Origin of the sequence: Cuneatibacter caecimuris (assembly GCF_004216775.1) — a bacterium.
GTDB lineage: Bacteria > Bacillota > Clostridia > Lachnospirales > Lachnospiraceae > Cuneatibacter > Cuneatibacter caecimuris.
The window spans coordinates 1149865-1171045 of sequence record NZ_SGXF01000001.1; the positions used below are offsets into that span (position 1 = coordinate 1149865).

The window sequence follows — 21181 nt, forward strand, 5'->3', positions numbered from 1 at the left end:
TATTTCCTTTTGCCAAAAGCTTCAATGGGATTTTCTTCCATACGCAGCAAAGCTGACAGCTCCTTTTCAGGCGCTGTCAGCTTTGCTTTTCTATTACTTTGCTCAATCCAGTGTAACTTCTTCCACCTTGTGCTCAAACCAGATATAGAATACTTTTTTACCGGTCTCCGCCAGCAGGGAATGATCCAGGCCTGCAGGCACATAGCTCCAGTCGCCTTCTTTTGTATCAACGGTCTCTCCGTCCACTGTCAATCTGAAATCCGCGCCTTTCAGGCAGTAGTTCCACTGCGCCACAGAAGGATGTCCTTTTTCGTCAGTCCCTTCTCCCTCTGCGCAGACAATGCCCATCAGGACGCGGCCCAGGTTGCCGCTGTGAACCACGCTCCAGCTGCGGGTATTGGGGCCTTTGCAGCTCTGGTCATACTCTTCCAGCTCAGAGAACTTTTTAAAGGAAGGAAGTACCATATGCGTATCCACGTAAGCTGCTTTGTCAGATTCCAGCATATCAACCACCAGCTTCATATATTCCAGGTCTGTAGCCGCATAAATCGTAAACTGATCTGCTTCAAAGTCCGGGATAAAAAAACTCAGTTCGTCGATATTGTATGCGCGCTTTGAATTCGTGATGTAGCCTGTTCCTTCTGTAAAACAGAACAGCTGGGTCTTGTCCGCATACAGTTCCGGGCTGATGCTGCAGCCTGCTTTCAGCACACATTTATACGTATGGATCAGCGGATAAACGCCGGGCAGCCAATCCACTTCCCCGTATCCGTTCCGGAACTCCTTTGGTCCTTCCTCACGTCTTGCGATTGCAATTGCCATTTTTTATTACCTCCCGTTATTTTTGTTTGTAAAACAAGAATAACATTTTTTCAGGAGGCATTGTATTCCAGGAAACTACGATAATATTGGATTTTCTATTCCCCCGCGCGCAACTGTTCCAGTTTTTTCAGCGCGTTTTCCTTGTTTTTGTAATAACCGGAAGCAAGATCATTATTGATATAGTCATACATCTGTGAGGAAAGGTTCATCACCTCCCTGGAGTACACTCGGGCTGAATCTTTGGAGAATTCTTCCGTGGTTTCTCCTGACAATTCCGCTTTTGTAGGGATCACGTCCCCATACTCCGCCTGCTTCTGGAACACTCTCTTGCTGGTCAGGTATTTCAGAACTTTTACGGCTGCGTCCGGATGGGCCGTATTGGAAGGGATAAAATACCCGTCGCAGCCTCCCAGAATATAGTTGCGCCCGGCCTGGTACATGGTGGGATAATTTACAATCCTGATATTCTCCCAGCCTGCCGCCTCCATATCTCTCAGCGACTGCATCCCGTTGCTGTTCACATTGAACATCATTGCAATCTCCCCATTGGCAAAAGCGTCCTTAATCTGTTCGTTGGTCTGTGAAAATGCTGCCGCGCCTCCCGGATAGGCATAATTTCTGACAAATAATTCATTCACCTTGTCCAGTGCCCCCACCAGCCGCTTGTTCCGGAAACTGATTTCCCCTTCGCAGAACAGCTCTGTCTGGCTCTCAGAAGGCCATACCTGGAGCATGGCGTTCCGCATCATCCAGCAGACCCTTGTATCCCTGATCCCAAAGGGAAACGCACCGGTCCTTTCCTGGATTTTCTGGCACGCATCCTCAAATTCCTGCCAGTTCCATCCTTCTTTTACTTCAACACCTGCCTGCCGGAAGATATCCTCGTTCACTTCAATCATCGGATATACTGTAGTATTCGGCACACTGTACAGCTTTCCTCCATAAGTCCCGATCTCCAGCGCGTGCTCCGACCATATGCTGGACCATTCCTCGTCCATATAAGGCGTTAAATCCAGCGCCATTCCTGAAGAGATAAATGTCCCCATCTGATTGGGGAACCACTTCACTACATCAATGGTTTCCGCGCCGGATGCAAACGCTGTTTTTACCCGTTTCTCCGCCTGCATCTGTTCCCATGGTTCCGATATAATATGATATTCAGGAAACATGATCTCCATCTCCCGGACAATCTCCTGATAGTATGGCACATTCTGCTCATCAATCAAAAGCCGTATTGTGATCTTTTCCTCCTCTGCAGCCCCCGCATTCCCGTCCGACCCCGCCGTTCCCATTTCAGGGCCGCCACATCCTGCGAGTCCCAACAATATTCCAATTATACAGGCAGCAATTTTTTTTCCTGTTGTTCTGAATCTCATCTTTTCACCCCTTCTGGCCTTCTCCAGAAATTCTACCAGATTTTTCGCAAATTGCCAGAGTGTATCCTACGATCATATTGAAATATCTCTGGTACGGGACAAGATAAAAAACACATGTATCAAATCAGAATGACGGCTCTCCTGCCTTTCCGCTTGGTACACGCGCTTTTCTGTAAGTTTTCAGATTCTGCATATTTTATCAGTTAAACTCTTCAGACAATCTTCTCTTTCATCTTCTTTTTTACGGCATACATCTCTTTATCCGCCTGTTCCAGGGCCTTTTCAATCCGCATATGCTCTTCGGCCGGCAGAAAACACCAGCCTGCGGCAGCGGACAAAGATGTTCCCAGCTCTTTGCCCTGCCGTTCCAAATGGCTGTCTAACTGCGCCAGAACGGCCTGAATATCCAGACTCTCTGTATTTTTCAAAAATACAATAAACTCATCTCCGCCAATCCGAAATATTTTACTCTCATAGCCTGTGAACACAGCTGCCAGGGACTCCGCTACAGCTTTTAACGCCCTGTCTCCCATGGCGTGGCCTTTTGTATCATTAATATTTTTCAAACCATTCATATCAAAAGCAATGCAATAAAGGTCAGCCTTCCCTTCACCGCTCATCACCTTCTGCACACATTCCACATAGGATGCGCGATTAAGCAGACCCGTAAGCGCATCCTCATAGGCCAGCTGATATAACTTTTTTTCGTATTGTAGATATTTATTCTGATCATGTATCTTCTGCGTTTTAATAATGGACATAACAAACACCACATAACAGGATATAATCATTACGCTTACCGCCAAATAGACAGGAATATATTCCAGGCGTTCTACCATGGGCCGGGGATATGCGGCAATAAAGATCAAAACAAAATAAATTATAACTGTAGCTACAGTCATACTCCGCCAACCAGCCTCCAGAACATCCAAAAGCTCATGGTACTTCCGGAAATATTCTCTGCCGGCCCGAAAAATGGCCAGATATATGGATACGATCACAATGATGGACAATACCTGTCCCGCCTCGCCCGCCCAGATCCCCAGACATCTGCCTATAAAAGCTATAATCAGGGAAACTGTATCCACAAAACAGAATGTCAGGAAAAAACGGCTGTCTTTATGTCTGGACAGACAGAAAAACAGGATCAGGCTTGGTACCGTCATGATGGAAACAGTGGCCAGAGATGCCGCCACCTGATATCTGTATACTGCTGCAAAATAACTTATAATGATCAGAGCACAGCCCCCATACATGATTGCACGAGAAAAGAAACAATCCCTTTTCAAAGAGATCAGTTTCATAAACATAAGTAGATCAAAAGCTATTACCACCAGATCATTAATTATCTCAAGCAGCTCCATCATACAACCTCTTCAGTTTTTAAATTCTTTTCATTCTTCCCACCGCCCTGCCGCAAACACCATCGCACAAACAGCAGGAATCTTCACCTGGAGCCTTCCGCCCTCCACATTCCATTTCAGGCGCCCCACATTATACCCTTCCTTCCAGGTCTGCATCACCCTGGTGATCTCCCCGTCGCGAATTCCTACTGTCCATACGGGAATGCTCAGATCCCTTTCTTCACGGCTGTTGTTCACTACCACCACTGCCTGATTTTCCAGGTTGAAACGGCCATAAACGATCAGATGGGCCCCAGACTGCAGCTGCCTGTAGGAGCCATGCCGCAGGCAGCTGATATGCTTGCGCAGGCGGATCATGTCACGGTGAAATTCCACCAGCTCCCAGTCTTCCTTCCCCCAGGGGAACGTTCTTCTGTTATCAGGATCAGTCCAGCCCACCATGCCGATTTCATCCCCATAATAGATGGTTGGCGCTCCCGGCCAGGTCATCTGGATTACCACGGCTTCTTTCATAATCCCTTTATTTACATTGCGTCCCGCCGCCTCATGTCCCATGCCAGAAACTCTGCCCACCGTATGATTGGTCCTGGTCATAAATCTGGAATGGTCATGGTTGGACAGCTCGTTCATCGCCGTATGGAGGGAAGAGATCTGAAACTTGGCCATGTTATGGCCCATGGTCCGGAAAAACCAGTCCCCATTTCCGTACAGTCCCCAGTTAAATTCATCGCTGTGCTTTTCCAGCCCGGTTAAGAACCAGGTGATCGGTTCCATAAAAGCGTCATAATTCATCACCGTATCCCATTCGTCTCCCTGCAGCCAGGAAGAGGCGTCCCCATAATGTTCCGCCAGAATCAGCGCATCCGGCCTGGCCTGTTTTACATTTTCCCGGAACTCTTTCCAGAACTGATGGTTGAATTCTACGCTGTGCCCCAGATCGGCTGCCACATCCAGCCTCCAGCCGTCCACATTATACGGGGGAGAGACCCATTTCCGGCCGATTTCCATAATATGCCGCTTCAGCCGGCCGCTCTCTTCTTCATAATTCAGTTTCGGCAGCGTATCATGCCCCCACCAGCCGTCATAGCTTCCGTTATATGGCCATTTGTTTCCATGAAAACTAAAATAAGAATGGTATGGGCTGTCTTTGGCGATATAAGCGCCCTTCACATAGCCGGGATGATTTTCATAAACCCGTTCCCGGTCCAGCCATTTATTAAAAGAACCGCAGTGGTTAAATACACCGTCCAGAATCACCCGCATTCCGCGGCTGTGGATTTCTTCAACCAGCTCCGCAAAATATTCGTTGCTGGCCTCCAGATTCTCTTTAGCCGCTGTCCTGCAGATATAACGCTCTGCCTTGCTGTTGTCCATGCCTCCATCCGGCAAAAGTTCCCCCTCATCCTTTTTAATCACCGCAAAATGGGGATCTATATAATCATAGTCCTGCACGTCATATTTATGGTTGGAAGGAGAGACAAACAGAGGATTGAAATAGATTACCTCCACGCCAAGGCTCTGTAAATAATCCAGCTTCTGCCGCACGCCCTGCAGATCCCCGCCATAAAACCGGCGCACGTCAAAAGGCTCCGGAAGAGCGGACCAGTCCTCCACCTTTTCGATCCCGCCGCCAATATAGGCGTATTCTCCTGTCAAAGGATCGTTATCCAGGCTGCCATTGCAGAACCTGTCCACAAAAATCTGATAGAATACCGCACCCTTTGCCCAATCGGGAGTGGAAAAGCCTGGAGTAATCCGGAACAGATAAGCATCCCGCGCCTGTTTCGTACATCCCTGCTTGTCATAGCAGATCATATCGCTGCCGCTGGTAACCTCAAAATAGTAAAAAACAGGCTCTTCCCCAACGGTCAGAGAAGCCTCATAATAATCGAATAAGCCCAGAGAGAATGCCTTATACATCTTGACTTCCGTATTCTGGGCATATATTAAATAAACCTGCGTGGCATTGTCCCGGGCTGTCCGGAAACGCAGAGTCACCTTTTCTCCTGGCCCCGGTTCCATCGGGATGCGGTAATCCGGCGTTTCATCGCAAAACAGCGCATCCTGATTTAGTACAGAAACTGTATGACCCATTTTTTAACTCCGTTCTATATACAGCGGATCACTCCGTCTGCCAATCTGTTTGATGTTATTATTCTATAATATTCCCCGGCTTTTTACAACATAATTTTAAAAAAGGACAGCAAAAAGGACAGCCGGTCGATCTGCTGTCCTCTTGCGGAGAAGGTATTTCTTCTTATGGGGTGTAGCAAAAACTATATAATGTATTGGGGGGGTTTACGTTACATAGTATAGCATGAAGAAGAAAAAAAGTGTGCACAAACATGAATTTTTTTCAAAAAATGTTTTATGCAGTTTGCCAGCCGGTCTTTTCAATTCACAGCCCCGGCCTTGTTCAAATTACACGTAATCTATCTCCTTTTTATCTGCCTGATTGTTTTCACCGGTTTTCTCTTCACCGAAAAGAGCCGAAAACTCATCGTTTCCTATTTTTTCCTTATCAAGAAGAAGCAGTGCGCAGGCTTCCAGCACATCCCGGTGCTCTCTGATCAAAGCCTGGGCCTTGTGATAGCAGTCGTCCATAATACGCTTCACCTCTTCGTCAATCAGCGTGGCGATGCTCTCGCCGTAGCTTCTGGTATGAGCCAGATCCCGGCCGATGAACACTTCATCCTCGTTGGTATCGTAATTAATGAGTCCTACCCGCTCGGACATGCCATATTTCGTCACCATGGCCCGGGCCAGTTCTGAAGCCTGTTTAATATCCTGGGAAGCTCCGGTGGTAATATCGTCAAATACCTGCTCTTCCGCAACTCTTCCGCCCAGCGCCACCGTAATATTCTGCAGCATCCTGCCCCTGGTGTTAAACATCTCATCTTCTCCAGGCATGGGCATGGTATATCCGGCAGCTCCAACGCCCGTGGGGATGATGGAGATAGTATGCACCTCTCCCATATCCGGCAGCAGATGGAACAGGATAGCGTGGCCCGCTTCATGATAGGCTGTAATTCTCTTTTCCTTCTCAGAGATCACCTTTGAACGTTTTTCCGCTCCAATGCCTACCTTCACAAATGCCGCTTCAATATCCTTCTGTTGTACAAAAGCGCTGTTTCTTCTGGCCGCATGGATCGCCGCCTCGTTCATCAGATTTTCCAGGCCGGCCCCGGTAAAGCCCGAGGTGGTATGAGCGATTTTATTCAGATCCACGTCGTCGCCCAGCTGCTTGTTTGCAGCATGCACCTGCAGGATCTCCAGCCTGCCCTTCACATCCGGACGTCCTACCGCCACCGTGCGGTCAAAACGCCCCGGACGCAGCAGCGCAGGATCCAGAATATCCACCCGGTTTGTCGCGGCCATCACAATAATTCCTTCATTGATGCCAAAGCCATCCATTTCAACCAGCAGCTGATTCAGCGTCTGTTCTCTTTCATCGTGGCCTCCGCCCATACCGGTTCCACGCCGGCGGCCCACCGCGTCAATTTCATCGATAAATACTATGCAGGGGCTATTCTTCTTGGCCTCTTCAAACAAATCACGGACCCGGGAAGCGCCCACGCCCACAAACATTTCCACAAAATCCGATCCGGAAATACTGAAAAACGGAACGCCCGCCTCTCCGGCCACCGCTTTCGCCAGCAGCGTCTTACCAGTACCCGGAGGGCCCACCAGAAGAATACCCTTGGGGATTCTGGCCCCAATATCCACATACTTTTTGGGAGCGCTGAGGAAATCCACAACTTCCAGCATCTCCTCCTTTTCTTCCTGCAGCCCCGCCACCCGGGAAAAAGTCACCCGGTTGGTACTTGGCTGGTACAGCCGGGCGCGGCTTCTGCCAAAATTCATCATCTTCGCATTGGCGCCGCCTCCCGCATTCGTCCTGTTGGTCATATACATAAAAAGCGCCAGCATCAGAGCAGATACAATCACCACAGGCAGAATAGTGGTCATAAAGGTATTCTGCTGGGGAACATCTGACACGGAGTAATCAATTTTATGATCTCTCAGGTATTTCTCCATGTCCACCACATCGGACACATTCAAAACCGCCATAGAGCTGTTGCCCTTCAGTTTCAGCTGAAGCTGTCCGGTGGGCGGCTGCGGATTCTGAGTCACTACCACTGACTCAATGTATTCTTGATCCACTGCTTCCTGAAACTGCTGCCAGGTCAGCTCGGACGGCGCATACAGATTCTTCTGCAGAAAATAGAACAGCACAAGAATCCCTGCAATAATGACCAGATAAACTCCGATCCCTCTTGTTTTTCCTTCCACGTCTTCCTCCCTTTCTGCCTTATAATTCCACTACACCGATATAAGGCAGATTCCGGTACTTCTGGTTATAGTCCAGGCCGTAGCCCACCACAAATTCGTCCGGAATACAAAATCCTGCATAATCCACCTTTACCTGCTTCTTCACCCGCCTCTCGGGCTTATCCAATAGCGTGCACAGCCTGATATCGCTGGGGCCGCGCTGTTTCAGAATCTCAATCAGGTATGCCAGCGTCCTGCCGGAATCGATAATATCTTCCACAATCAGCACATGTTTATCCTTCAGCGGTTCATCCAGATCCTTTACAATCCGCACCACACCGCTGGATTCTGTGCCGCTCCCATAACTGGACACGGACATGAAATCCATTGTCACCGGAACCGTTATCCTTTTTGCCAGTTCACAGGTAAACATGGCACCGCCTTTCAGCACGCAGATCAGATGAACCTCTTTTCCCGCGTAATCTCTGCTGATCGCCTCTCCCAGTTCCTGAATTTTCTGATCCACCTGTTCTTCTGTCAGTAATACTCTGATTTTATCTTCCATCTCTGTACTCCTCTACCTCCACCTGCATAATCCTGCGCGTGGAGTCCGTAACTTTATATGCTTCGCTGATGCGTCCGCCCACCACCCAGATAATGTGGTTCCCATCCGCCAGTAATAACCGGCTGTCCCGCTGATCTCTGGGAATTTTCTCTTCAATAAAATAATCCTTCAGCTTCTTTGTGCCCCCGGACTGCAGCACCTGCAGAAAATCGCCGGGATGCCTGGTTCTCAGCGCCGCACCATTCTTAATCTTATCATAATCAAACCATTTCGTATAGCTCTTTTCCGGGATTTTTTCTCCTTTTTTAAAGGGAAAATAAGTAAAAACCGCTCGGAATTTTCTTTTTTCCGCAGCGCCCTCTGTTTTAGAGAAAAAAATAAGTTTATCATAAGACTTTTTTACAGCAATTCCTCCCGGCAAGTCGATTCTCCTGCCGGTTTGACGCACCGCAAGCTCTAAAATCCGCTCCACATGGCCTGCCGTCAGATCTTTCAGGGTGCCTGATTCATGCTGTACCGCAAGCCGGGCCACGTATCTCTGCCGGCTCACAGGCAGGTGCAGAAAATCATCTGCCGGCAGCGCCAGCCCTCCCTGCCGCGCCATCTTCCCGTACTGTTTCAGGAAAGCCTCCGCTTCTCCGGTAAACTCTTCATCAGCTTCTGCAAACAGTTCCGCGGCGCTCAGCAAGTGTTCCCGCACCCTGGGCTGCACTGCCTCCAGCGCCGGGAAAATCTCCAGCCGGATATAATTTCTGGTATAGTCTGTTTCCAGATTCGTAAAATCCGTACACCATTGCTGTCCCTGTTCACGCAGCCAGCTTTCAATTTCACTCCGGCGGCACCTCAGAAGCGGCCTCACAATATTGCCGCGCACCGGCCGTATTCCAGACATCCCCCTGAAGCCGCTGCCCCTCAGCAGCTGCATGAAAACTGTCTCCGCCGCATCGTCCATATGATGCGCAACAGCAATTTTGTCCAGCCCGCCTTCCCTGCGGCGCCGCTCAAAAATTTCATACCTGGCGTTCCGCCCCGCTTCTTCCAGGCTCATATGATGTTCCGCCGCGATTCCGGGCACGTCTGCAGCCTCCACGGCACAAGGAACCCCAAGCCTGCGGCAGAGATTTTCCACAAACGCGGCGTCCCGGTCCGCATCCCCACCCCGGATCCCGTGGTGCACATGCACGCACTGAATCCTGATTCCCAGCTCTTCTTGCAGCCGATGCAGGACCAGCAGAAGACACACAGAATCAGCCCCGCCGGATATTCCTGCCAGAACTCCATTGCCGGGCTGAAACATTTCATATTCTCGGATAAAAGAACAGATCCGTTCTATCATCAATCAGGCTCCTTCTCACCTTTTCCATACGCTTGCCCCATATGTTTCAGTATATCATTTTTTCCAGATTCCCGCAACCAGAACGGTCATATCATCCCGAACCTCTTCGCTCTGCCCCCGCACATACCTGAGTAAGCTCTGGGCCAATTCCCCCGGTTTCTGGCTGGACAGCGTCTGATAATACAGGCTGAGCTGTTCTTCCTTGTTTTCTCCCGGCAGCGCTTCCAGAACTCCGTCTGTAACCATGATGATTTTATCCCCGTCCCTTAATTTGTACAACCGTTCCACCGGCTCGGTTTCTGCAATTGCCCCCAGAGGCAAAGAGGATGCGCTGAAAATTTCCACCTGGCCCCCATGGTCGATCAGAGTAGCCGCAGCCCCTGCCTTTACAAAATCACAGAGACCAGAATAGAGGTCCACCACCGCTACATCCATAGCGGCAGGATGCACTGCTTCTCGGCGCTGCAGCAGGCTGGTATGTACGAGGCGGGCCGCTGTCTTGGGCTGAAACCCGGCCCCTGTCAGCTGTTCTGCCAATTCAATAGCCTCTTCACTCTCCTCATAAGCCTGCTGTCCGGATCCCATTCCGTCACAGAGCCCCAGAAAAATCTTACCGCCGGGCTGTTTCAGAAAAGAAAAACAGTCTCCCGAAACTTGCTCTCCTTCTCTGGTAGCCCTGGCAACGCCATGCAGCATCATAAACGCGGTCTCTTCCTCCAGCAGAATCTGGCAGAATTCTTCCCCTATTTCCGCCCGGCAGGACGGATCCGGCCGGAAACGCCTGCCCGCCGCAGCGCTTACCTCCGCAGCCAGCTGCCGCACCGCTGCTCTTCCTCTGGTACACCGCACAACCATCAGAACTTCTCTCCTGCGGTTGGCCCCTTCCAGCATCCGAAGCTGTTCTGTTTCCAGATGCATCCTTCTGAGGCGCCGGTTTAATTCCGGGCCCAGTTCTACACTCACATCCATAGTTCTTTCCAGCCTGTCCCGAAAATCCTGCATAAATCCCGACAGTTCAAACATCTGGTCCGCTACTGCATTCCGGCTTTCCAGATACCGGTTCTTCCAAATCACCGCTCCCCCATCCTGCCCCAATTCCAGATCCTGTGGGATGGCAGAAAATGTTTTTGCAATTTGGGTCAGAGAATCTGAGAGCAGGCTCAGCCGGCGTTCCAAAACCCCGCAGGAGCCTTCCAGGCCGGCAGGCTGGGCATAATCTGATCTCCGGATTCCCTCCTGAACCATCTGGACCGGAACCATGAAAAAAATCACTGCCGCCATCAGCACTGCAGGCATAGTCTGAAGCAGCAGCACCGGCGTATAAAGCATTCCCGCGCTCACTGCTCCGGCCAGATAAGCCAATGCGCAGGGAAATTTCCCCAGCCTCCGGAAGCTTCCGGCAAGAACACCAAGAATGCATAATATTCCCAGCATCGCCATATCTTCTGTCCAAACCGCATAAAAAACTCCGCAGGCTGCGCCGCAGACTGCTCCCGTCCCTGCGCCATACCGGTAAGCTCCTAACAGCACCCCCGTCAGACACATTGTTTCAATCACCGAGACGCCCATCTGCATCCCAGGACCATTCCACACTGTTATGATAAACAGCACCGCAGCCGCCAGCCCCACGGCCGCTCTGCCCACATCCAACCATCGTCTTTGACTCATCTCTCCGCCTCCTGTCTTCATTGTCCCCTATTATACACGGCGGAAATGTCAATGTCTGTCAAAAACACAGAGCATGTACAAAAAAGTTTTTGACAAAAAACGCCCCGCAGCGCCATATGGCTGCAGGGCAGCGATTGTAAAGCCTTTTTTATTCCAGGCGCACCGTTTTTGATCCGATGAGCGTATAATCAGCATCATTAAATATGTTTACTGTCACATTCCCCGGCAGATCGCAGTCAATCCAGAGAAAGGCTTTATCACCTTCATACAAATAGTCCTCCATTACGCCGGCCCGCGCAGAACCATCCGGCCAAATGGCCTCATATCTGCACAGCACTCCTCTTCCGTCGCCGCCTTCTATGGTGAAGTGAAAATAAATTCTTTTGCCCCGGCTCAATATTTCTTCATTTTTCGTATCATATTTTTTGGAATAATTCACTGTAAACAATACTGACCATTCCTGCTGAGACTCCAAAATTTTCCGGCTGTCCCGATAATCCAAAGCAGCCAGTTCGGCCAGATATTTCTGCCTCAGCGCTTTGTCAGTCTTATCTGACTGCACGCAGTAATACTTTGCCAGAAGAAGCTGCTCCTCGACCCCCTCTGCCTCCCTGCATGCCTGAAACGCCAAAACAGCCCTGTGAAATTTCGTGGCATTCATCAGCTGCTGTCCCTGCCTGTAATACAGCTGTTGTACCTTCTCCCTATAGTCGCTGTAGCCTGATCTTCTGATCATTTCTATCGCTGCATTATATTTTTTCTTCCCGGCCAGCGCTTCCCCATACCGGTACCTGCACTGTCCCAGACGGCCGGCCGCCTCCGCATAATCTCCGCATCTTTGATACATGCGTATTGCCTTTTCATATTCTTTCTGTTCTTCCGCCTCCAGCGCCTTTCTATAGGCCGCGATCTCCTTTCCAGGGTTGGCAGAAGCGGTCTCATACAAAAACAGGCTTCCTGCAAAGCCCAAAAGCAGCGCGGCTCCTCCTGCCGCCCAGCTTCCCTTTCCCATAAAATAACCAAAAAGGCGGCAAAATGCCGCCTTCGCTTCATACCACCATTTCCGCTTCCCTGTCATATCTGTTCCCTCCCCCGCATATCCAGCTGTACCAGTGTTCACTGCGCTTTAAATATGATTTCATCAGGATTAACCAGGCCCAGCTTCTCTTTCGCCATTTCTTCGATAAACTTTTTGCTCTTGGTATAATTCTGATAATCTTCCAGATCCAGAGACCGCTGCTGCTCCCCGGCGATCTTCGCCGCCAGCGCCTCTTTCTGCTGTTCATACTCTGAAGATTTCTGGCGGAGAGACGCGCTGCCCACTGCCATCGCCGCGCCCAAAACAATTACAATCAGGCAGACAACCAGCAGACCAGCACGGTTTGAATTCTGAAGTTTACGCATACGGCGTGACTGCAGGCTCAATTTTCTCTCCCCTTTCTGATTTTGTTCTTTATTTTCTCACGTTCCCGCCGGCCTTTAGAATCTGAGGCCGTCTTTACTAAACTTTTTTTAATTGTAACTGATTTATGTAAATTTTTCAACCCCCTGCCCAAAAATATAATGGGTTTTTTTACCAGTTCCCATGCCTTTGTCAGCAAATATGTCAGCCCGGGCAGAAATATCCGGCTTGGCCCTTTTCTATACAGAAAAAAACCTATGCCTGCCGCCGCCAGTGCAAACCACCGGACCACTCCGCTGTTGTCCCGGTAGAACAGTCCGAACATCATAAGCCCGCTGAAAATGCAATAAAAAAAATCCTCTATTCCCATCCATATGTGCCCGCCCCGGATTAAATTCCTGCGCAGGCGCAGCCAGTCATAGACAAATCCCAGCAACAGTCCCAGGCACAGCCCATCCAAAAACAACCTGCACTGTGCCGCAATCTGCTCCCCCATTATTTCAGCATCCTTTTCAGGAAAGATTCGCCGGATTTCCGATAATGTCCTGCGTCTGAATATACCAGGCTGTCGATCTGCCCTTCCATGTCCACTTCCCCGGATTCCAGGGCCACCCTCTTAACCTTCATCTCCTGCCCTTTAACCTGAAGAAGTCCCAGCTCTGTTTCCAGCATCACTTCCTGTTCGTCAAAAGACAGCACATCTTTCACACCTGTCACTGATGCGCTCCGCCTGCCTCTGGCTGTCAGCTGATGAGGCCGGGCAGACACGGGCCTTTTTTCTTCCATAAAAAAACCTCCCCAACTCTGCCATACGGTAAAGTATATGGGGAGGCCTCTGAAAATATTCCCTTCAGTTTCTCTGAAGGGCTCAGAGTTCAAAGGTAACGAAACAGTTCCTTTGCTTCATCCTTCTTCACAGTTTCCTGCACATCCAGCACTTCAACCTTCACTGCCTTCGTGCCAAACCCTATTTCGATCACATCTCCGGCTTTCACAGAAGCCGACGCCTTAGCCGTCCTGCCGTTAATCAGGACCCTTCCGGCATCACAGGCCTCATTGGCCACAGTACGCCGCTTGATCAGGCGGGAAACCTTAAGAAATTTGTCCAGTCTCATTATTTATTCACAATGTCCTTCAGTGCCTTGCCAGCCTTAAACTTGGGAGATTTGGATGCAGCGATGGTCATCACTTCACCGCTCTTGGGATTTCTTCCTTCTCTTTCTGCTCTTTCTGCTACTTCAAAAGTTCCAAAGCCTACCATCTGGATCTTCTCGCCTTTTGCCAGTTCTTCAGATACAACTTCTGTAAAGGACTGCATCACCTTCTCCACATCTTTTTTTGTTACTTCGCTCTTTTCTGCGATGGCTGCAACCAATTCCTTTTTGTTCATTTGTGAATCCTCCTAGTTTTCCTATTATTAGCACCAAGTGCATCTTTTCTTCCTCTGCCGCCTCAGTACATGCAGTGCAGATACAACTTATTTATAAACCGTCTTATCTCCTTTGTCAAGGTTTTTCAGCATTTTCCCCCTGCACTGCCGGTTTTCAGGCGCTGTCTATCCCTCCATCTGCCTTCCGAGAAACCCTGCCGCGGTCTGGGCCAGCTTCAGTTCAGTTTCCCCCATCTTCATACGCGTGTCTTTGGACAGCAGAATAACAGCCCCCACCGCATCGCCTTCGCTCAGGATAGGGACTATCAGCTGCGTACTGAATTCCTCGCCTTCCGCTGTAACCGGAACATATTTCTGGTCTCCCTTTCCGGTCATCCTGACCTCGCGCCCCAAAATCAGTTGTTCCAGCGTCTTGCTCACTGGTTTCTGCATAAGATTCTTTGCTCCATTGGTGGCAGCCAGTACCTGGTCCCGGTCGCAGATACAGACGATACATCCCGATCCGGATGCCAGAGCATCTGCATACTGGCGCGCGAAGGCACCCAATTCAGCCATTGGTGAATATTTTTTCAGAATGATTTCCCCTTCTCTGTCCGTGAAAATCTCCAGGGGCGTTCCTTCCCGCAGTCTGAGGGTTCTTCTGATCTCCTTGGGAATTACCACTCTGCCCAGATCATCTATACGCCTTACTATTCCAGTTGCTTTCATCTCCTGTTTCCTCCATTTTTGAATTATCCTTTACTAATGCTGTTATTGTTTGTCAAAAACGGAGAAATATACAAAAAATCAACAGAGTTTTTCCACTTCAGGATGAAGTTCCCATCACATCAATAATGATATATTCACAGGGCGCTCCTGTTTTCAGCGGATAACCCCAGCCTGCTATTCCGGAGCTCACAATCACCTGTAAGTTATTAATTTTTCTTATACCATAGTTCATCTCATTAACGCCAAAAAATTCCATTACCGGTCCGGTGGGCCACATCTGCCCGCCATGCGTATGTCCTGAAACTTGCAGGTCAATTCCTGCAGCAGCATTTGCCTCAAGGCCCACAGGCTGATGGTCCAGGAGCAAAATAAATCTGTCATTTTCCGCCTGCGCCGCCAGCTCTCCGATCTCCGTTCTGTCCATTCTGCCGGCATCCTTTCGGCCGATCACCGCCAGATCAGCGCCCACCACCATAACTTCATCTTCCAGCACCATGATACCGTTGTTTAAAAGAGTATCCCGCAGTTCTCCCGACGTATAGGACGGGTCCTGTCTGTACAAATTTGGATCGTGGTTTCCAAATACATAAAATGTCCCATAGGTACTGTTTATACCGCCCAGCACCGCTGCTGCCCGCTCCATTTCCGCTCTGGAAGTACTTTCGTCAAAGATATCGCCTCCCAGAACAACCAGATCCAGAACCTGCTTCTCCGCTTCATCACAAATTTCCTTCAGTCTGGCGGCATCCATATTCACCCCTAAATGCAGGTCTGTTATGGCCAGAATGCGAAGAGACTGTCCTGCCTCTAATTTACTGCTGTAAACTGTATAATCTTTTTCTATAATATGGTGCATATTATAATAGCCGTATCCCAGCATCATCCCCACCAGAACCAGGCCCGGCAAATAGCTGTGGGAGAGCACATACCAGCATCTGCTTTTTCCCCACCTGCTTCTGTACAGGAGCAGGTGCAGAAGCATTGTGATCCCACAGGCTGCCAGCAGGCAGAGCGCTGCTACAGCGCCGAAGCCGTATACAGGCCAGATCATCAGCCCGCTGGCCAATCCGGCTGCCCCGCTCAGCGCACGGCTGCCCCAGCTTCCCTTTTTCAATCCGAATAGCTCAAAAAACCTTCTGTAAACAAAATAAAAGCAAAACGCCGCAGCCGCGATCAGGCAGGCGTTCAACAGGTAAAAATTCCAACGCATTTTTCCGGCTCCCTCTCTTCCCATTTTAATCAGCATTGCCTTTTTCTATTCTAACATTGTAACCCAGCTTGAGGTCAAGAGATTTTTGGAATTAAAATTCAGAAAAGCATGAATCAGAAAGGGCCTCCGCTGTTTCCGGCGGAAGCCCTTTCTAATTCAATTTCAGGAGAGAAACTGTTGATTAACCAATATTTCTTTTCTTTTTACTGATGCCGATGCCTGCCGCGATCATTACCGCAACTCCTGCCAGCAACATGAGCAGATAGCTCCACAGCACAGTGCTGTCGCCGGTGGGTACGGAAGGATCAGTAGGATCGGTAGGATCGGTGGGCGTTTCTGCCTTAACCAGCTTGCCTTCTGCTGCCTTCAGGCCATCAATCGCGTCCTGGACCTCTTTTTCGGTTACGGAATCTGCATTCAGCACTCTTTCCGCTTCTTTCATTGCAGCATCGAAATCTTTCCAGCTCTCTGCGGTGTAGTCTTCCTTGTTCCGCTTCAGGTACTGCTCATACAGCCCCTGCAATTCATATCTGTCAGGGTCTTCCGGAGCAGGCTCGCCGTTCTTAGTCAAGCCCCTTACCGCTGCATCCAGCCTGCTCAGAGCGCCGTCTACCATATCCTGCGTAGCGGCTTTGTTCTCCAGAATGCCTTTGGCATTGGCCAGAGCCGCCTGGAATTCATTCCAGCTATCCTCTGTGTAATTATCGTTTGCTTTGTCTTTGTTCTGCGCATACAGAGTATCCAGAGCGTTCTTATCAACTTCACCGGGGTTCGGGCCAGGGCCTTCGCTCTTTGTCAGCGCGTTGTAAGTATCGATCAGAGCCTGTTCCGCATCATCTACCTGGGTCTGGGTCACTTCATCAGATTTCAGGTATTCTGCTGCTTTTGCCAGAGCCGCCTGGAAAGCGTTCCAGGTATCCTCTGTATAGCCATCGTTCTTGGTGTCCTTCAGAGCGTTATAAGCCTTCAGCAGATCGTCTTTCTTAACTTCCGCCTTCTTCAGGGCTTCCTTGGCATCTGTAAGGGCCTGCACCGCCAGGTCTACTTCTGACTGCAGAGCATCCTTATTGTCGAGAACCTTCTTCGCTTCCTTCAGCATGTTCTGGAAGTGGTTCCAGGAATCTGTATCGTAGTTATCATTTTCAATCTGGAAGTACTCGTCATACAGTTCCTGCAGTTTGTCTTTATTTACGCTAGGCTTTTCAGTCAGGCCTGTGTATGCCTGATCCAGCACATACTCAGCGGACAGAATCTGCGGCGCGGTAGCATCCGGATCATCCAGAACAGCCTTTGCGTTATCAAGAGCGGTCTTGAACAGTATCCAGCTCTCTGCTGTATAGTTATCTGCTTTTACAGCGGACATATCATTAAACATCTTCTGAAGAACCACCTTATCGGGATTCTGCTGTACAGTCAGGCCATTCACTGCATCCAGCAGCACCTGAGCAGCGTATTCAGCCTGTTCTGTGGTTGCTGTATCAGAATTCAGCACGCTCTCTGCCAGAGCCAGAGCATCCTTGTATGCCTTCCAGCTGTCTGCCGTATAACCGGCATCTGCCAGATCTTTGTTTGTATTATAGACTGTCTTCAGCGCTTCTTTGTCAGCAGGCTGAGTTTCCTCTGTCCGCAGTCCGTATACTGCCATCTGCAGTGTCTGGAACGCCTTGTCAACATTCTTCTGTGTTGCGTTAGGATTGCCCAGTGCTTCTGCTGCTTCCAGCAGGCCGTTTCTGAATGCCAGCCAGCTGTCTGCTGTGTAATTCTGGTTCTCCTTGTCTCTATTGGCATTGTACAGAGCCTGCAGAGCTGCCTTATCCACACCGGCTTCCACATTTACTGTAATGCTTACATTCAGAGAAATGGATTCTTCCGGCTGAACCACGCCTGCCGGCAGGGTAACAATACCAGGCACGGTAAAGGTCTGCGCCTTTTTGCTGGCTGCGTCGTATACTGCCTTGCTGCGGTCCCATACCACGTCCGCGTCCACATTACCGCCGTCTGTTACCAGAGTCATGGTGTCGGGAAGCGCGATCTGATCAATAGGAGTTCCGTTTTCAATCCCCTTTACATCGCCTGCGGGCATTACTTCAACCAGTGTGCGGTTTTTCACATTCACTGTGATCTCAGCCTTCAGATCATCGATGTTCAGGATTCCTTCCGGCAGAACGAAGGTACCGGTCAGCTGGTAGCTGCCAACTTCATCCGCCTTATAATTTGTGGTATCCCATTTTACTTCAATATCTGCCAGGGTTCCGCCGTTCTTCAGGCCAACCTTCAGGGTTTCGGGCAGATTCAGGTCTTCTGCAGCTGTTCCGTAGAATGCGTCTGCAGGAGCAGGGTTCTCCACGCTGTAGATTGTAGGAACTTTTATTGCATCGCCGGACATCTGGTAGTCATGAACGCCGACCACTTTGTTTCCGACTACTTCTACGATACTCAGCCACTGTTCAGGATAGATTGTTACCTGATCCATGCTGTTGAGCTCATTGCTGTAAGCTTCAGGCTTTTCAACTGCAAATCCGTTCTGCTTCAGAGCTGTCTGCTGCTCCTTGGATACTGCGTAGAAGTACTGATGTCCTTCTTCCAGATCTGCGAAGGATACTTCTGCTTTGTAGGTTTCATCGTTATAGTTTACTGAAACTGCTTTGCTCAGGTCGCTGAGGGTTTCTGCATTCTTCTGAACGCCGATATCATCCACGAACATCTCATTTTCACCGGTATTGGATACCATAATACTTACTCTGGTATCATTTTCACCGGTTGTAAACTGCAGGAATCTTCTTGTCGTTCCTGACCAGCTGGCACTCTTATTGGCTACTTCCGCGATCTCGTCCCCGCCCTGCAATCCTATAGCTCCATATTTTACCATGGATCCGTCAACAGATCTGGAATTCAGGCCAATGGTATATGTAGTATTGGGCTGAACTTCGATTGTCTGAAAGATTGTCTGGCCAGGCTGCATTACCAGACCGTAGAAGCAGGTAGCAGCTGTCTTATTTCTTGCATGCCATGCGGTGTCATGAACAACTTCACCCATGCCGTTCCAGCCTTCCAGCGTTCCGTACTCAAAACCGCCGTTTTTGATCAGGTTACGGTATTCAAATTCCGTTACGGACGGAGGATCAAGAATTTCCGGAGGATTTTCAAAGTTATGTCCAACTACAAAACCTGATTCTCCAGGCTCAAATGCGCCGATGGAAGGATTATCGGATTTGGTAACACCGCTGACTTTCACGCCCTGTCCTGCAAGAGCAGAATCCGCGCCGATGGTAAAGTCACCATTTTCGGGATCTGCAAATCCTGCGTCTGAAGGCGCTCTGTTGCTCAGATACCAAGATGCGTTATATGTGTACTTGTTATCATTCTTTCCGGAAATATGGTTATTAATATACTGGCGGCCCCTGGCATCAGAAAAGCTTGCCTGGTATGCATCGCTGACAGATGCCTTATTATAGCCAGTATTGTTGTAAACCAGATTATACAGCGACGGCTGGTTCAGACACATTGCATTACTCTTCACATTCCAGATTACGTTGTTAAACATGATGAAGTTATGTGTCATTTCATCCGGATACAGGCCGTTGTCGTTGGTCGTGTTCGGATTATAGCTGTCGTGAATGTAGTTGTGATGGATCAATGTATTCTGTCCGTCTGTCTCTGCGGAGTACATGATGCCTACGTCCTTTGTCAGTCTGGCTGAACCGGAAATATCATTGTACTGCACAACACTTTCAGACAGGTTACGGAAGCTTACCGTATCACGGCCGGATTCTGTCATCGTATTATTGCTGATGAACTGTCTGCGGCCGGACAGCTTTGTATGTCCGCTGTATGTACCGATATAGTTGCCGTCATGGATATAGCAGTTGACCACCTTATTGTCAGATCCCTGTACGTTGATCAGGGGACCGGAAGAATATGCGATCTCACAGCTGTTCACTTCAATGAAAGTACCCTTCAGCAGAATACCCAAGTCATCCTGTGCGCAGGCATTGTCCTGCAGGTCAGGAATCACCAGTTCGCTGTCATGGGATACATATTCGCAGTGCATATCCTTCAGCAGAATATGGGAGCTGTCTTCATCTGTAGCTACTGTGGCGCCTCTGACGTCAATTCCTTCAATATTAATATAGGAACATCCGCTCAGGTCGATTGCATTTTCATATTCCTTTGCTTCTACATAAATCCCTGCTTCATCGGGATTCTTGCCGCCAGGAGTCTTCAGGTACAGTTCCTGGTTCTCATCGTCATACCACCATTCTTTTTCTGCATCCAGAAGGCCGTAAGAACCAAATATGTAATAAGAGGTTCCGGACTTGGGGGCATAGCTGGAACGGTCCATGCCACGGGCTGAACTCGGATATGTCAAAGTACCTGTAGCCGGATCATAACTTGTTACCTTGAAGGTCAGCGCGGTCCATGCAGAACCGGGCACATCCCAAATCGTTGCGCCGTCGAAGAAGTCTTCTGTGGTCGCAAATGTTTTTAAATCCGGATCAACCAGAAGGCTCTGCGTTTTATCTCCGCTCTTAAAACCAGATCCTGCTTTGCTGGTAGCTCTGGTAAAGTTCGTGATGGTATCGCCTTCCTGAATATTGGGATATCTGGCTTCCCACATCAGTTCGCCGTCTGCAAAGATCTGGTTTTTGTTTCCGTCAGCCCCTAAAGACCAGTCCATAGGAGCCTTCCAAACGCCATCTTTATTCGGGTCCTTTGTCCAGCCCGTCAGCTCCTTACAGCCGCTGAGAACTACGTCCTCTTCCTGATAATTCGTGATCGTAATGGGTTTGCCGGCTGTTCCGTTATTGCCGGGGGCAACAGATTCATGATAAACGCCTCCCCTGACGTAACAAGTGTCGCCCGGCTGCATCACTTCCGTAGCTTTCTGGATCGTTTTGTAAGGACTGGAAAACGAACCGTCATTGGCATCGTCGCCTGTTGTGGAAACATAATAAACATTTCCTGTTTCATCTGCTCTCACATCCACCGGATTCCCTGCCATCATTCCTGATAGCGTCATGGCTCCGCAGAGGAGAAGACTGAGATATTTTTTTCGCCGTCTCATCAT

Annotated in this window: 17 protein-coding genes; all 17 read right to left on the reverse strand. The window is 49.4% G+C overall.

All coding sequences use genetic code 11. The features are described from left to right. Positions 1 to 102: 102 nt before the first annotated feature. Complete coding sequence (locus EV209_RS05500; protein WP_130433808.1) at positions 103 to 822, reverse strand: cupin domain-containing protein; 720 nt, start codon at positions 820 to 822, stop codon at positions 103 to 105. A gap of 95 nt (positions 823 to 917) precedes the next feature. Further along, positions 918 to 2114, reverse strand: coding sequence for an ABC transporter substrate-binding protein (locus tag EV209_RS05505; RefSeq protein WP_165388819.1), 1197 nt, complete (start codon positions 2112 to 2114; stop codon positions 918 to 920). Positions 2115 to 2410: 296 nt separating this feature from the next. Continuing rightward, the gene (locus EV209_RS05510) at positions 2411 to 3565 is read right to left on the reverse strand and encodes a GGDEF domain-containing protein (RefSeq protein WP_130433812.1); all 1155 of its coding nucleotides are present in this window, start codon (positions 3563 to 3565) and stop codon (positions 2411 to 2413) included. A 27-nt stretch (positions 3566 to 3592) separates the two neighbouring features. Further along, positions 3593 to 5656 carry a glycoside hydrolase family 13 protein gene (locus EV209_RS05515; protein WP_130433814.1) on the reverse strand — a complete coding sequence of 688 codons (2064 nt, stop codon included), beginning with the start codon at positions 5654 to 5656 and terminating at the stop codon, positions 3593 to 3595. Positions 5657 to 5983: 327 nt separating this feature from the next. Continuing rightward, positions 5984 to 7855: an ATP-dependent zinc metalloprotease FtsH gene (gene ftsH / locus EV209_RS05520; protein WP_130433816.1), complete on the reverse strand. Its 1872-nt coding sequence runs from the start codon at positions 7853 to 7855 to the stop codon at positions 5984 to 5986. 19 nt (positions 7856 to 7874) lie between these two features. After that, positions 7875 to 8399 (reverse strand): hypoxanthine phosphoribosyltransferase, encoded by a 525-nt coding sequence (gene hpt, locus EV209_RS05525; RefSeq protein ID WP_130433818.1) that lies wholly within the window; start codon positions 8397 to 8399, stop codon positions 7875 to 7877. Then, positions 8389 to 9735: a tRNA lysidine(34) synthetase TilS gene (gene tilS, locus EV209_RS05530; protein ID WP_130433820.1), complete on the reverse strand. Its 1347-nt coding sequence runs from the start codon at positions 9733 to 9735 to the stop codon at positions 8389 to 8391. The genes hpt and tilS overlap by 11 nt, the downstream gene beginning before the upstream one ends. Before the next feature lie 54 nt (positions 9736 to 9789). After that, positions 9790 to 11403, reverse strand: coding sequence for a SpoIIE family protein phosphatase (locus EV209_RS05535; RefSeq protein WP_165388820.1), 1614 nt, complete (start codon positions 11401 to 11403; stop codon positions 9790 to 9792). Between the two features lie 148 nt (positions 11404 to 11551). Further along, a complete protein-coding gene (locus EV209_RS05540) occupies positions 11552 to 12481 on the reverse strand; it encodes a tetratricopeptide repeat protein (protein ID WP_130433824.1) in 930 nt (309 codons plus the stop codon). 38 nt (positions 12482 to 12519) lie between these two features. Continuing rightward, positions 12520 to 12807, reverse strand: a complete 288-nt coding sequence (locus tag EV209_RS05545; RefSeq protein WP_130433826.1) for an FtsB family cell division protein — start codon at positions 12805 to 12807, stop codon at positions 12520 to 12522. Between the two features lie 17 nt (positions 12808 to 12824). Next, entirely contained in the window at positions 12825 to 13301 is a 477-nt protein-coding gene (yabQ, locus tag EV209_RS05550; protein WP_130433828.1) for a spore cortex biosynthesis protein YabQ, read from the reverse strand. After that, positions 13301 to 13591, reverse strand: coding sequence for a sporulation protein YabP (yabP, locus tag EV209_RS05555; protein WP_130433830.1), 291 nt, complete (start codon positions 13589 to 13591; stop codon positions 13301 to 13303). The genes yabQ and yabP overlap by 1 nt, the downstream gene beginning before the upstream one ends. 89 nt (positions 13592 to 13680) lie before the next feature. Beyond that, positions 13681 to 13920 (reverse strand): RNA-binding S4 domain-containing protein, encoded by a 240-nt coding sequence (locus EV209_RS05560; protein WP_130433832.1) that lies wholly within the window; start codon positions 13918 to 13920, stop codon positions 13681 to 13683. Further along, positions 13920 to 14195 (reverse strand): HU family DNA-binding protein, encoded by a 276-nt coding sequence (locus EV209_RS05565; RefSeq protein ID WP_130433834.1) that lies wholly within the window; start codon positions 14193 to 14195, stop codon positions 13920 to 13922. The genes EV209_RS05560 and EV209_RS05565 overlap by 1 nt, the downstream gene beginning before the upstream one ends. A gap of 165 nt (positions 14196 to 14360) precedes the next feature. After that, the gene (locus EV209_RS05570) at positions 14361 to 14903 is read right to left on the reverse strand and encodes a stage V sporulation T C-terminal domain-containing protein (protein WP_130433836.1); all 543 of its coding nucleotides are present in this window, start codon (positions 14901 to 14903) and stop codon (positions 14361 to 14363) included. A gap of 97 nt (positions 14904 to 15000) precedes the next feature. Beyond that, the gene (locus EV209_RS05575) at positions 15001 to 16113 is read right to left on the reverse strand and encodes a metallophosphoesterase (RefSeq protein ID WP_165388821.1); all 1113 of its coding nucleotides are present in this window, start codon (positions 16111 to 16113) and stop codon (positions 15001 to 15003) included. Positions 16114 to 16294: 181 nt separating this feature from the next. Next, positions 16295 to 21133, reverse strand: a complete 4839-nt coding sequence (locus EV209_RS05580) for a right-handed parallel beta-helix repeat-containing protein (protein WP_165388822.1) — start codon at positions 21131 to 21133, stop codon at positions 16295 to 16297. Between the last annotated feature and the right edge of the window lie 48 nt (positions 21134 to 21181).

Excerpts from the sequence above, each read along its gene's own strand:
- EV209_RS05565 (WP_130433834.1), bottom strand. The coding sequence starts at position 14,195 with ATGAACAAAAAGGAATTGGTTGCAGCCATCGCAGAAAAGAGCGAAGTA.
- EV209_RS05515 (WP_130433814.1), bottom strand. The coding sequence starts at position 5,656 with ATGGGTCATACAGTTTCTGTACTAAATCAGGATGCGCTGTTTTGCGAT.
- tilS (WP_130433820.1), bottom strand. The coding sequence starts at position 9,735 with ATGATAGAACGGATCTGTTCTTTTATCCGAGAATATGAAATGTTTCAG.
- yabQ (WP_130433828.1), bottom strand. The coding sequence starts at position 13,301 with ATGGGGGAGCAGATTGCGGCACAGTGCAGGTTGTTTTTGGATGGGCTG.
- EV209_RS05535 (WP_165388820.1), bottom strand. The coding sequence starts at position 11,403 with ATGAGTCAAAGACGATGGTTGGATGTGGGCAGAGCGGCCGTGGGGCTG.
- EV209_RS05500 (WP_130433808.1), bottom strand. The coding sequence starts at position 822 with ATGGCAATTGCAATCGCAAGACGTGAGGAAGGACCAAAGGAGTTCCGG.
- hpt (WP_130433818.1), bottom strand. The coding sequence starts at position 8,399 with ATGGAAGATAAAATCAGAGTATTACTGACAGAAGAACAGGTGGATCAG.
- EV209_RS05545 (WP_130433826.1), bottom strand. The coding sequence starts at position 12,807 with ATGCGTAAACTTCAGAATTCAAACCGTGCTGGTCTGCTGGTTGTCTGC.
- EV209_RS05570 (WP_130433836.1), bottom strand. The coding sequence starts at position 14,903 with ATGAAAGCAACTGGAATAGTAAGGCGTATAGATGATCTGGGCAGAGTG.
- EV209_RS05560 (WP_130433832.1), bottom strand. The coding sequence starts at position 13,920 with ATGAGACTGGACAAATTTCTTAAGGTTTCCCGCCTGATCAAGCGGCGT.
- EV209_RS05580 (WP_165388822.1), bottom strand. The coding sequence starts at position 21,133 with ATGACGCTATCAGGAATGATGGCAGGGAATCCGGTGGATGTGAGAGCA.
- EV209_RS05505 (WP_165388819.1), bottom strand. The coding sequence starts at position 2,114 with ATGGGAACGGCGGGGTCGGACGGGAATGCGGGGGCTGCAGAGGAGGAA.
- EV209_RS05575 (WP_165388821.1), bottom strand. The coding sequence starts at position 16,113 with ATGCGTTGGAATTTTTACCTGTTGAACGCCTGCCTGATCGCGGCTGCG.
- yabP (WP_130433830.1), bottom strand. The coding sequence starts at position 13,591 with ATGGAAGAAAAAAGGCCCGTGTCTGCCCGGCCTCATCAGCTGACAGCC.
- EV209_RS05540 (WP_130433824.1), bottom strand. The coding sequence starts at position 12,481 with ATGACAGGGAAGCGGAAATGGTGGTATGAAGCGAAGGCGGCATTTTGC.
- EV209_RS05510 (WP_130433812.1), bottom strand. The coding sequence starts at position 3,565 with ATGATGGAGCTGCTTGAGATAATTAATGATCTGGTGGTAATAGCTTTT.